General features: G+C 58.0%; 12 protein-coding genes. 2 read left to right on the forward strand and 10 right to left on the reverse strand.

Annotated elements, in window-relative coordinates:
* Positions 1 to 87: 87 nt before the first annotated feature.
* The 10 genes from ACR0E2_RS09700 to ACR0E2_RS09745 form a co-directional block, all read right to left on the reverse strand.
* Complete coding sequence (locus tag ACR0E2_RS09700) at positions 88 to 1,077, reverse strand: nuclear transport factor 2 family protein (RefSeq protein WP_480446251.1); 990 nt, start codon at positions 1,075 to 1,077, stop codon at positions 88 to 90.
* Positions 1,074 to 2,117: a LacI family DNA-binding transcriptional regulator gene (locus ACR0E2_RS09705; protein ID WP_216597841.1), complete on the reverse strand. Its 1,044-nt coding sequence runs from the start codon at positions 2,115 to 2,117 to the stop codon at positions 1,074 to 1,076. The genes ACR0E2_RS09700 and ACR0E2_RS09705 overlap by 4 nt, the downstream gene beginning before the upstream one ends.
* On the reverse strand, positions 2,117 to 2,881 hold the full coding sequence (locus tag ACR0E2_RS09710) for an SDR family NAD(P)-dependent oxidoreductase (protein ID WP_480446252.1): 765 nt from the start codon (positions 2,879 to 2,881) through the stop codon (positions 2,117 to 2,119). Before ACR0E2_RS09710 ends, ACR0E2_RS09705 begins: the two co-directional genes overlap by 1 nt.
* Complete coding sequence (locus ACR0E2_RS09715) at positions 2,881 to 3,933, reverse strand: ester cyclase (RefSeq protein WP_480446253.1); 1,053 nt, start codon at positions 3,931 to 3,933, stop codon at positions 2,881 to 2,883. Before ACR0E2_RS09715 ends, ACR0E2_RS09710 begins: the two co-directional genes overlap by 1 nt.
* A complete protein-coding gene (gene hisD / locus ACR0E2_RS09720; protein WP_480446254.1) occupies positions 3,930 to 5,261 on the reverse strand; it encodes a histidinol dehydrogenase in 1,332 nt (443 codons plus the stop codon). The genes ACR0E2_RS09715 and hisD overlap by 4 nt, the downstream gene beginning before the upstream one ends.
* A gap of 11 nt (positions 5,262 to 5,272) precedes the next feature.
* A complete protein-coding gene (locus ACR0E2_RS09725) occupies positions 5,273 to 5,803 on the reverse strand; it encodes an ester cyclase (protein WP_171726182.1) in 531 nt (176 codons plus the stop codon).
* 127 nt (positions 5,804 to 5,930) lie between these two features.
* Positions 5,931 to 7,085 (reverse strand): carbohydrate ABC transporter permease, encoded by a 1,155-nt coding sequence (locus tag ACR0E2_RS09730; protein ID WP_480446255.1) that lies wholly within the window; start codon positions 7,083 to 7,085, stop codon positions 5,931 to 5,933.
* Between the two features lies 1 nt (position 7,086).
* Positions 7,087 to 8,109 carry a carbohydrate ABC transporter permease gene (locus ACR0E2_RS09735; protein WP_171205944.1) on the reverse strand — a complete coding sequence of 341 codons (1,023 nt, stop codon included), beginning with the start codon at positions 8,107 to 8,109 and terminating at the stop codon, positions 7,087 to 7,089.
* Positions 8,110 to 8,175: 66 nt separating this feature from the next.
* Positions 8,176 to 9,387, reverse strand: coding sequence for an ABC transporter substrate-binding protein (locus tag ACR0E2_RS09740; protein WP_152460109.1), 1,212 nt, complete (start codon positions 9,385 to 9,387; stop codon positions 8,176 to 8,178).
* Between the two features lie 75 nt (positions 9,388 to 9,462).
* Positions 9,463 to 10,509 (reverse strand): ABC transporter ATP-binding protein, encoded by a 1,047-nt coding sequence (locus ACR0E2_RS09745; protein ID WP_152460110.1) that lies wholly within the window; start codon positions 10,507 to 10,509, stop codon positions 9,463 to 9,465.
* Positions 10,510 to 10,661: 152 nt separating this feature from the next.
* Here ACR0E2_RS09745 and ACR0E2_RS09750 point away from each other — a divergent pair, with 152 nt between their 5' ends.
* Positions 10,662 to 11,675, forward strand: a complete 1,014-nt coding sequence (locus ACR0E2_RS09750; RefSeq protein WP_480446256.1) for a nuclear transport factor 2 family protein — start codon at positions 10,662 to 10,664, stop codon at positions 11,673 to 11,675.
* On the forward strand, positions 11,672 to 12,544 hold the full coding sequence (locus tag ACR0E2_RS09755) for an amidohydrolase family protein (RefSeq protein WP_480446257.1): 873 nt from the start codon (positions 11,672 to 11,674) through the stop codon (positions 12,542 to 12,544). The genes ACR0E2_RS09750 and ACR0E2_RS09755 overlap by 4 nt, the downstream gene beginning before the upstream one ends.
* Positions 12,545 to 12,611: the final 67 nt, after the last annotated feature.

Genomic DNA, 12,611 nt, shown 5'->3' on the forward strand with positions numbered 1-12,611 from the left:
GCTTTGACGGTACATATGGAAAAGCCGAACGGTTCGGGGCTCGGACAGACCGCCCGACAGGATGCGATATGAGACCGGGCGGCCCACTCAGACCTCGCCGTTTTGCAACAGGATCTGCTTCCAGACCGAGGTTTCATCGAACAGGGTGTATTCACGGCGCAACTGCGGCTGCCCCGCAACAAGTGCGCCGAATTCAGCGTGGCTGATCCCGAGGACATAAACCTGCGCACCGGTCGGCGCGCCAAACACGCCCCAGCCGTCATGCTTGCCCCAAAGGCTCCAGCGAATTGCCGCACGCGGAGGCATATCAGGGTCATCTCGCCCGATCTGATGCTCGATCTTGAATTCTGCATTCGGAAAACTCGCCCGCAGTCCCATCCAGAAGCGGTCGACGGCATCCCGGCCATGCCCGGTTACTCCGCCCACATATTCTGACTGAACAGCGCGGTCATATTCCGAACCGATCACGCCCATATCTGCGTTCATGATCCGCGTCAGAATGTCGGCGTAGCGCTGCCCCCATTCATTGTCATTCCCATGGCCTTTGTATGGTCCGGGCTGATCGATTTCGGGCGTCAGAGGTTTGACGCAGTTCTCTTTGCCGCCTTCCCGGGCAATCAGATCAGCGGCGTATTCCTTGGGATCCCAGCCCATCTGGCGCACAATCGCGCCCTGATCGCGGATCAGCCATTCATCGTTGATCTGATTGTCTATGGCGTGGCAATCCGCAAGAATCCGGTAACGCAGCTTCGTCCCGGTGGGCTTGCCATAGACACCCTCGGCCAAATGCGTGGCCGTTGAAATGATCCGATGAGAGCTCAACATGCCCTCTTCCGGTGTGCCGGACCAAATCACGTCTTCGCCCAGCAGCTGCCGATCCGGAAACTCGGCCAGCGTTGCCATTGTGGCTCCGATGACATTTTGATTGCCCAAAACAACCGAACCAGGCGAACGGACGACGATGTCATCGCTGTAATACTCATGCAGCGTGGCGATACCTCGATCTTCCCAGATCTCCTTGGTGATGCCGATGATGTAGTCCGGAAAATCCCGGAATTTCGGATCGAAGCCTTTCATGTCTCTGTCCTTTGTGGGGCCCACCCCTTTGGCAATCGGGCCGAGGTCCGCACAACCAGTGGTCCATCAATGGCCACTTTGCGCGGTTCGGCTTTCGCCGGGGTGTCGATATGTTCGAAAAGGGCGGCAACGGTTTCGGCCACCATAAGGTTAGCCCGCTGCCGGATCGTCGTCAAATTGTAAGCCGGCCAACCGGCCGGCGGCACGTCATCATAGCCCACGACCGAGACATCCTCGGGGACGCGCAGGCCAAGTTCAAAACGGATCACATCCATCGCCGCCAATGCCATGTGATCATTGGCCACAAATACGGCATCCGGCCGTCGTTCGGGGGCGACATCGAACATCCGACGGGCTGCTGTACGGGCGTTTTCCGTGTGAAACTCACCTACTTCGTGGGCAAACAATTCCTGCCCGGCCTCGGCCAGTGCGGCGCGATACCCGGCTTCGCGGTCCCGCTGCGTCGAGGCCCCTTGCCAACCTGCGATATAGGCAATCCGTTGGTGCCCACCGGCTAACAGAAATTCCGCGACTTTGCGGCCCCCGGCATAGTTGTCGGACGTGACCGTGGTGATGCCCTCGATGTCCTGGCTGCGGTTGAACAGCACCACCGGCACCCCGGCCTGTTGGCAGCGCATGGCGATATCCGACGACATGGGCACCGAGGCCAGGATGACGCCATCCACCTGATAATCAAGAATCTCTTCCATCACATCGTCGATGTTCCCGGCCGATCGTGAGGCCATGAAGATCAGCACGTGATAGCCTTGCTCCTGAAGGGCGTTGGACAGCTTCTCGAGCGCTTCCGGATAAAAATAGTTATCCAGGTAGCCCACCACCAAACCGATAATCCGGCTTTTCCCGGACACCATGGCGCGGGCCAGAACGTTTGGACGATAGCCCAGTTCAGCAGCGGCTTTGCGCACCTTCTCTTCGGTCTTTTTGCTGACGGACGCGCCGGGCGTGAATACGCGGCTGACGGCGGACTGGCTGACACCAGCCAGTTGAGCGACCTGCAGAGATGTTACTTTTTCCGCCATCAATCTGCTGTCCAACCCCCGTCGATAAGCATTGACGTGCCGGTAACCAGTGCAGAGGCGTCTGACGCGAGATAACGCACCGCCCCCATGATGTCTTCGACCTCTCCGACCCGATCCAACTTGATCTTTTCCATGATCCAAGCCGCGCGTTCAGGATTGTCGAAAGTGGATTGGGTCAGGGGGGTTCTGATGAAAGTCGGGCAGACAGTGTTGATCCGAATGCCCTGTTTGCCCCATTCGATGGCCATGGATTTGACCATGCCCTCAAGCCCATGTTTGGTCGCACAATAAAGCGCCCGGTCGACACCGCCGACATGCCCCATCTGGCTGGAGATGTGGATGATCGATCCCGGCTTTCCTGCCTTGATCAAAGCGCGGGCGGCGTAGGCCGATAAGAAGTAGGCCGAACGCAAATTGACGTTGGTGACAACATCGAAGTCATCGGGTGTTGTCTCTATGGCCGCGCTGTGGCGCGCCACGCCCGCCGAATTCACCACGATATCGAAGGTGCGGTGATCGAAATGCTGTTTCAGGGCATCCAGATCACCCTGATCCATCACAAGCGCTTCGGCCGACCAGCCGTGATCTCGCAAGGCGGAGACGGTGTCGTTCAACCGATCCGCCCCTCTGGCCGCACAAACTACATGTGCACCCGCCTCGGCCAGCGCTACCGCGCACCCCTGCCCGATACCCGAGGAGGCCCCGGTAACGAGGGCGGATTTTCCGTTCAGGGAAAACGAAGGGGTGCGTGGCAATTCCGTCATCAGCGCATTCCATCCGGTATTTCAATGCGGCCCAAATTGCGGGCCTTGTTGAACTCCCGCAGGCGGGCAAAGACGTCAACGCCAAGCTGCCGGTAGGCATCCAGCAAATCAACCAGCACCCAGTTTTCCCGGATCCTGCCGTTTTCCAAACGCCAGAAATCGAGGCTGCGCATGGTGATCTTCTTGCCTGACGGAGCGATGCCCATCCAACCATCGTCTATGACGGTCTGGATCATGTTGGGCCAGCCCGTCACGGCCGCATATTCCCCGTCACCGAAGAAGTGATAGGTGATGTCGTCCACGAACTGCCCGCGATCCGGCATTCCGTTCAGGAACGGGATCTGATGCCAGTTGCGGAACCCCGCATAGCCGCGCCCGGTGCCGATGCCCGAAGGGCCGTACCAGTTCATGCGCGGGTGCCAGAACCGATCCATCTCCATCACTTCGGGGCCGCCTTGGGACGGGTGTTTCTTGAGATGCTCCAGCATGTCGATGATATGCTGGCAGGTCTGTTTGCCCTTGGCTTCATCATAAGGGCCGGGGACAAACCCGTCCTGGGTGGCGGGGCCGGGGACGTGCCATTCACGGCCCAGACTTGGCGCCATCGGCCAGGCATTCGCCTGCATCATGACTTCGGGGATGTCCCACAGGGCCTGCATCTCGACGATCTTGCCGTTTTCGAAGCGGTAGAATTCATGAAACCGCATCGTGACCTGATGACCCGTCGGTGGGATGTCCAGCCAGGGGCCGGTGAAAACACCGGTGTAATAGCCACCACATCCGACCCAATCTGCGCCAAACTCATCTGGGCCGGCCATGACGATGTAATCCCGTCGTTCAAGATCGGGCCACGCCGCCAGCAAGTCTTTGTAGCCGGTGTCATAGAAAGCATCACTGCCGATGCTGTCGCCAAAGGGATGACACAGACGGAACACGGCATCCGATGACGTGATATCCGCGAGGACCCGACGCACATCAGCCTCGTTGAAATCATACATCGCAGCCCTGAGCGGTTCGATCAGGGCCTTGTGATGTGTGTGTTTGTCACTCATTCAGCAGCGTCCCGGTAAGGCGCCGGCGCACCGTAGGGCACATTGATTCCGCCATATCGGCGCACACGAACGTTGCATTGTTCCGCGTGGCCAACGAACCCTTCAAGCATGCACAGGCGCGAGCCATACTCACCGATCAGCGTCGCGGCCTCATCCGTCAGAACTTTTTGATAGCTGTGCGTCTTCAGGTATTTACCAACCCAAAGACCACCCGTGTAACGCCCGGCCTTCTTGGTGGGCAGCGTGTGGTTGGTGCCAATTACCTTGTCCCCGTTCGAAACATTGGTGCGCGGCCCAAGGAACAACGCCCCATAGCAGGTCATGTTTTCAAGGAACCAGTCGTCTCGGTCGGTCATCACCTGTACATGTTCCGAGGCGATGTCATCGGCAAGCTGCAACATCTCATCATAAGTGTCGCAAACGATCACCTCACCATATTCTTCCCACGACACCTTCGCGGTATCCGCGGTTGGAAGGATGCCCAGCAGCCGGTCGACCTCGGCCAGGGTGTCATTGGCCAGATTGCGTGAGTTGGTCAGCAGAACGCAGGGGCTGTTGTATCCATGCTCGGCCTGCCCCAGCAGATCGGTTGCGCACAGCTCGGCATCTGCGGCGGTCTCGTCGGCAATGACCATCGTTTCGGTCGGCCCTGCAAAAAGATCGATCCCGACACGACCGAACAACTGACGTTTGGCTTCCGCGACAAAGGCGTTGCCGGGGCCAACAAGCATGTGAACCGGATCGATTGTTTCGGTGCCCAATGCCATGGCCCCGATGGCCTGAATGCCGCCCATGACATAGATCTCATGCGCGCCACCCAGGTGCATGGCGGCAATTACCGCTGCATTGGGTTTGCCCTGAAACGGGGGTGTGCATGCTATGATGCGCGGAACACCGGCGACCGAAGCGGTCGCCACCGACATATGCGCCGAGGCGACCATGGGAAACTTGCCGCCCGGAACGTAGCAACCCACGGATTGCACCGGGATGTTCTTATGGCCCAGAATGACACCGGGCAGGGTTTCGACCTCGATGTCCAGCATTGAATCCCGCTGCGCCTGCGCAAAGTTGCGCACCTGTTCCTGCGCGAATTTGATATCGGCCAGCTCACGATCGGACAATTGCCCGATCAGGTCATCAATTTCCTGCTGGTTCAGGCGAAACGAGGCAGGTGAGTAGTTGTCGAACTTCTCACTCAACTCGCGCACCGCGGCATCCCCACGGGTTTCGATGTCTTTCAGCGTCGCTTCAACCACGGCGCGGGTCTTGGCATCATCTTCCGCCCGATCCGCATCGGATTTGCCGCGTTTAAGATACTCGATTGCCATCTTTCCAATCCTCAGTTTTCCGGCCGTGGCGGAGTCTTCTCGCCGCGGTCAAATGCTTCCCAGCCTTCGCCGTTGAACAGGTCCACGCCAAGCTGAGCCGCAACGTGGGCAAAGTCGACATTCACCCAGTTGTCGACAATTTTGCCGTCGACCACTTTCCAGAAGTCCATGTACCTGATTTCGACACGCTTGCCTGTGGGGGCAATGCCCAGAAATTCGCCGGAATGCGTGGCTTCCTGGCGGCCGAAGGCGGCGGCCCATTCACCCATGTAAAGGCGCGCTTCGTCAACACAGACCTTATCCGAAAACGCGGCTTGAAACGGACGCTGCCAGTTATCCTGAAATTCCTGCAGGCCGGTCTTGGTGCCGCAGCCCTGATTGCCCATCCAGCGAAAACCTTCGGCGAAGAATTCACCGATGTCATCAATGCGGTGATCATTCAGACCATCAACCATTGTTTCGATCACGCGGCGCGTGTCTTCCGTCTTGCTCATGTCCGTGTCGCGGGTCAGAACCGCTTGTTCGGGACGGGAACCTTTCATTTTTCTATCCTTTGAGGTTGCCGAAGGGAGGGATTGGGACGTGCGGCCCCAATGCTCAGAAAGTCCCTCGGCATCCTGTTCAGCGCCGGGTGGCGCGACATGGCGTTATGTCGGGCGTTCTTGCTCATCAGCCTTTCACCGCCCCGGCTGTCAGACCGCTGACAATCTGGCGCTGGAAAATCAGCACGAGGAAGATCAAAGGCGCGGTGATCGACACGGCAGCGGCAACCGCAACGACCTGATCGGTTGTCGTCGTCTCGCGATTGAACATGCCGACGATGGCGGGAACCATGGTCTGGTTCTGCGCATCAAGCAGCAGCGCGGTGACCAGAAAATCGTTGTACGCCAGCAAGAAGCTGAACAGTCCTGTGGTGATCACGCCTGGCCACATCACCGGCATGATGACACGGCGGAAGGCCTGAAAGTGGCTGCACCCATCCACGCGGGCGGCCTCATCCAGCTCGGCCGGGATGTTCTGGAAGAACGAGCGCAGCATCCAGATCGTGAAGGGCTGATTGATCGCGACCAGAACAGCGATCACCGCAAAAGGCTTGCCGTACAAGGTTGGTGCGTTCTCACCCAAGATCGGGCTGAGCCATTCGGCCGAGTTGATGAACACCGGCAGATAGCCCGCCACCAGAACTGAATGCGGTAATGCCCGAAACACCAGTGCGACGATCAGGATCCAGAAGGCCAACGTTGATCCTGACCGCGCTAGACCGTAGCCCGCCAATGTGCCCACGGTCAGCGACACTGTCACCACGCCCGTCGTTACGATCAGCGAGTTCTTGAAGTTGTTTGAAAAGCCCCGGTCGATCCAGACGGTTTTGTAATGCTCGGTCGTCAGACCAAGCACATCCCGTCCCAGTGGGCCAAACAGCGGGTTCAACACGTTCAGGATTGCAGGCAGGACCACGAAGAACACCAGCAGGAAACCCACCAGCAATACCAGAACACCGATTAGCCATCCAAACCATTCCTGACCGGGCTTGGTGTAGGACTTTATCATCGAAGGCAGTGTTTTGGTGGCAGCGAAGATCGTGCCCCAGATAACCGCGATACCCAGAATGATATCCAGCAGCGACAAGCCCTTTCCGACGCTCAGCGTGACCGGCCCGAAGATCACGTTCAGCGCGTTGCTGTCGAACGCATCGACGGGTGACTTGAAGCTCATGACCACGATCCAGAAGATCGGAAAGGCCGCGATCAGGCACCAGAGCGCAAGGAAGATGTTCGAGGTCAACCGCAGGCTTAAGGGCTGGCGAAGCGCACGCGAGGACATGTCAGTGACCTCCTTTATGGTCGCGCCATGTACGGCGCAGCGGAAGGATAAGCAGGATGACGACACCGATCATGGTCAGCATCGAGTTGGCGGACGCCCGGCTGATCGACCGGTTGCCGGCCTGATCCGGCGTCAGGTAGTCGAAGGTCAGCCACTGTAGCGAGATGACGTAGCCCTGGCTCGAAAAACCGACGATCTCTTCGAACACGCGGTAGCTGTCCATCAGGTGGATCATCGACACGAAAATGATCAGTGGCATCAGGTGTGGAATGACGATGTATTTCAGGCGCTGCCAACGGGTCGCACCGTCAATCACGGCACTTTCAAGACTGTCCTGATTGACCGTTTGCAGCCCGGCGTAGAAGACGATCGCTGCAAAGGGTGCCACGTGCCAGACGCGGTAGAGCATCATCAGTACTTCGATGGTCCAGGCTTGGGCGAAAAGGGCGATGTCCCGGTTCAGCCACCATTCCATCATTGCGGTCAGGATGCCGTCGCCCCGGAAAAGCCAGTTGATCGACAGCACGCCGATCACGGGTGTGATGATGAAGGGCAGCAAGGACACAAAGATCACCGGCCCGCGGATGGACCGCGCCGCGTTGTTGATCAGTATTGCGATCCCAAGCCCGCACCCGACCACCAGCGGCAGAGTGATCAATGTGAAGGTCAGGGTGAACCGAAGCGCTTTCCAGAAGTTGATCGTAGACAGCACATGCCAACTGCCGTCGCTTATGGCGCGCCATGCGCGTTCAGGCTCCAATACGTTGCGATAGCTTTGCAAGCCGACATATTGGGTTTGGGTAATGACCTCGCCATGTTCGTCGAGCTTTGGCTGCGAAACCATCTCGGTCACGCAGGTCTGCGTCAGGAAACCTGGCGTGCAGGTTTCCTTTTCGACCGTCTCATAGATCGGCTGAGTAACGTAAAAACTCTGCTTGAACACGCTGACCAGAGGAAACGCGATAAAGAGAAGCATCATAAAGACAGAGGGGCCGACAAATGCGGCAAATGTCCGGAAATTCATGGCTCTGCCTTTCTCATGACTCTCGAGGGGAAGGGGCGGGAGGGCCGTAGCCCTCCCACGGGAGGATCAGTTGCTGATCAGACCTGCTTCTTTCGCGGCAGTGATGTAATCTGCCTCGATATCCGCCAGCGTTGTCTGAGCATCCTTGGCGCCGGTCAGGTAGTCGGCCAGACCGTTGCCCAGGGCGGTGTGCATGATGCCCATCGGGCCAGATGCCGGGTAAGCCTTTGCGCCCGCTTCAGCCGAAGCGGCTGCTCCTGCCGCCAAAGCACCCGCTGAATAGGCAGGGCTCAGCCAAACAGCGACGTCGTTGTTTGCGCTGACCATTTCGCCGTCCATGCCCTCAAGCGCGACGCGGAATGCGGCGTCGGCCTCTTCGTCGCTCATGTTCGAAGCGAGAACGATGCCATCCCACCAGATGGTGGTTGCCGGCGCTGCCGAACCCATAGGAGCGGCTGCCATGGTGACTTTGCCGACGACCTGGCTTTCGGCCTCATCATTCATGGCGGCGGCACGGCTGGCCCAAAGGTTCGCCATGGCGATCTTGCCCTGTTGGAATTGTTGCTGCACGTATGTCGAGTCGGAAACCAGATATTCCGGATCCATGTACTCGGTCATGGCTTTCAGTGTTTCCAGCGCAGCTACGCCCTGCTCGTTGTTAATCGTTGGAACGTTGCCGTCGCCAAAGAACGAGCCGCCTTCGCCAAGGTACATGTTGACGAATTCCTGGCCGAGGTTCCAACCAGTCTTGAACGTTCCCCCGATCGGATAGTCCATGACGCCGGCTTCTTTGATCTTGGCAGCTGCGGCCAGGACGTCATCATAGGTTTTTGGTTCTTCGATGCCCAGTTCAGCCAGTACATCATCGCGATACATCAGGTGCTGCGCATTCACCATCATTGCAATGGCCATGGTCTTGCCATCGACCTTGATCAACTGGTTGGGAAGCAGGTCCTGGCCGTATTTTTCGACCAGATCATCCAACGGACGGATCGTGCCTGCGTTCAGCAACGGCACCAGGGTCGCGTTTGAAACACCGCCGATCTGATAAAGCGCGGGATCCGCAGCAAATGCTTCGGGCTGCTTTTCGCGGAATTCCTGATCCAGCGATGCGCTGAAATTGCCGCATTCTGCCATCGCATCGGTGACGGCTTTCCACGCTTCAAAACCGGCGGACAGTGATTTTAGCGGCACTTCGTTTTCAAAGGCGCAATCTGCCCACGCGCCGGTGGCGGCGATGGACATGGCACCGGCCATGAGGATCGTCTTGAGTTTCATAGGTTTCTCCCTGTCAGGATCGGTCCGTCGTCGACGTCCGGACCGGTGTTATGCCCTTGCGGGCCGTTTGTGGGGTTAGCCCCCGATCCGCGCACCGCTTCCAGCTTCGAAGAGGTGACAGATATCCGTTGGCACCGAGAACGAGACCGTTTCGCCAATCTCGGCGCGGAATGCTTTGTCTGCTTTCACTGAAACCAGAGCTCCGCCGACCCGAACCGAGATCATGGTCGCGTCGCCCAGCAGTTCCAGCGTATAGATCGGAGCGGTGATCTGACCTTTGCCATCGGCAAGGCTGGCATCTTCGGCCCTGAAACCCAGTGTCATTGGGCCATCCGGTGCATCCACCGCAATTTCGACATGTTCGGCGCGGAATATTCCGCCCGCCACTTCGCCATCCATCAAATTCATGGCGGGTGAACCGATGAAGCTGGCGACGAACGTATTCGCGGGACGGTCATAAATTTCGGTCGGGCTTCCGACCTGCTGAACCACGCCCTGTTTCATCACGACGACGCGGTCCGCAAGGGTCATGGCCTCAATCTGGTCGTGGGTGACGTAAATGGTGGTTACAGCCAGCTCATGGCTCAGGTTCTTGATCTGGGCCCGTGTGGAAACCCGCAGCTTGGCGTCCAGATTGGACAACGGCTCGTCCATCAGGAACACGTTGGGTTCGCGCACGATGGCACGTGCAAGTGCCACACGCTGTCTCTGACCACCCGACAACTCGGCTGGCTTGCGATGCAGGAAATCGTCCAGTTCAACCATGGCACTGGCGCGGCGCACTTTCTCGTCGTGGGTTGCCGGGTCGATACCACGCACTTTCAGCGGAAAGCGGATGTTCTCGTAGACGTTCATGTTGGGATACAGAGCGTAGCTTTGGAACACCATCGCCACGTCACGGTCCTTGGGTTCCAGATCATTGACTACGTTGCCGTCGACAAGGATTTCGCCTTCCGTCACGTCTTCAAGGCCGGCGATCATGCGCATTGTGGTTGTCTTGCCGCAGCCTGATGGGCCGAGCAGCACCAGAAACTCACGATCTGCAATCGTGAGGTCGAAATTGTGAACCCCAACGAATGAGCCCCATCGCTTGCCGACGTTCCGCAATTGAATTTCCGCCATGGTGCCCCCTGCAAGGAATCATTTTGCATACGTTTGCAAAACTGTAATTCGCATGTATCAAATCAGGCAAGACTTTTTTGCATACGTATGCAAAAATAACGGAGAAATCCGACTCAACCTGGCTTCGCGCCGCTCGCAAAACTTTGACTACAATGGTAAAAACCTTGAACTTTCAGACAGAAAAAAAACTGGTCTCTGCGTTTCACGCCGCATTGGAATCGGCCGCAGTGACGGAAACTCCGAAGGTGATGAGCCAATTCAGCGCCTCGGATTTGAGGTGGCGCGGCTTTCATCCGTTCAACGAAATCAACGGCGCCGAACAGGTTGCCCGGAAATTCTGGCAGCCGCTGAAGGGCAGCCTTGCTCATTTGCAGAACCGAGTGGATATTCTGTTTGCGGGGCAAAACTCGTTGCGGAAAGAAACCGACGTTTGGGTTGTCGCCATGGGCCATCTGGTGGGGCTGTTCGACCGACCGTGGTTGGGTATTCGCCCAACCGGCAAGATGGCGTTCCTGCGGTATTGCGCGTTCTACAAGGTGGCCGGCGGAAGAATTGTCGAAACGGCGATGTATTTCGACATCCCGCACTTGATGGTCCAGGCTGGCCAGAATCCGTTCCCCCCGCAGACCGCGGCACATGTGGTTCAGCCCGGACCAAGGACCCATGATGGTTTGCTGCATGATGAGCAACCCGCTGACGAAGGCGAAAAAACGCTGGCAGTCATCAACGCGATGATCGCGGATCTGGGCCGTTGGGACAGCGGACTGTCGCTGGAAGAAGAATTGGCGCGCACTTGGCACCAGGACATGATCTGGTGGGGCCCCGAAGGAATTGGCGCGACCTACACGATCGAACGCTATGCCAGGCAACACTCTGGCCCGTTTCGCGCTGCCTTCACGGGCCGGTCAAAGACCAATCACGTCTGCCGTCTGGCCGAAGGGCATTACGGCGGCTTCTTTGGATGGCCCAACTTCACTGCCACGCCCACAGGGGGTTTCATGGGGATGCCAGCCACCGGAAAACCCGGTGAATTCAGGGTGATCGATATCTATCGCCGCGTCGAAGACAAGCTGGCCGAAAACTGGATCTTCATCGACTTGCTGCATTTCTGGAAAGGGCAGGGTGTGGATATTCTGGCGCGCACCACCGGGATTGAAGCACCATGAGGATAGATGCGCATCACCACCTGTGGGACCTTTCGGCCGTGCACTACCCCTGGCTTTCAGAGAAAGGTATCGTTCGGTTTTTCGGCGATCCGTCTTCCATCCAGCGGGACTATTTGCTCCCGGAGTTTCGCGCAGACGCCGAAGCCATGGGGTTCGGCGCTTCGGTTCACATTCAGGTCGGCGCCGCTGACCCCTGGGCCGAGGCGCAGTGGGTACAATCCGTTGCCGACCAGTTCCCTGACTGGCCGTTGGTGCAGGTGGCATTCTGCGATCTGACCTCGGATGATCTGGATGCACAGCTCGACCGTCTTCAAACCCTGCCTTCGGTGCGCGGCGCTCGTCAGATTATTGGCCGCGCTCCGGGTGAAGACGCCTCAACTGGCACGAACGCGTTGCTTGAAGACCCAAAGTTCTTGACTGGCCTGAAGCAACTGGGCGCGCGCGGTCTTTCCTTTGATCTTCAGCTGCTGCCAGAGCTGATGGGTCAAACCGCGAATATCCTTGCACAGGCCCCGGAGACCCGGATCGCTCTTTGCCACGCAGGCTCGCCTTACGACCGGACTCCGCAAGGGTTGCGACGGTGGGCAGATGAATTGACGGCCTTGTCAAACCTGCCACAAGTCTTTTGCAAACTCTCCGGCCTGGGAATGTTCGACCATGATTGGAATTCTGAGAGCGTCTCGCCGATCGTTTCAACCTGCCTGTCCCAATTTGGCGCCGATCGCTGCATGTTCGGGTCGAATTTCCCGGTCGACAGCCTTACCTCGACCTACAAGGAAACCGTTTCCCGGCATGAGACGCTCATCCCGGGGTCGATGCTGGACGACGTCTTTCGCGGCACGTCAGAATGTTTCTATCGCATTGAATAGCGACGGAATTGACAAACCGGGTTCGCTGCACCGGTTTTCTGAAACGGCTTGGCAACCTCGGCGCGCC

The organism is Ruegeria sp. A4 (genome assembly GCF_056543025.1).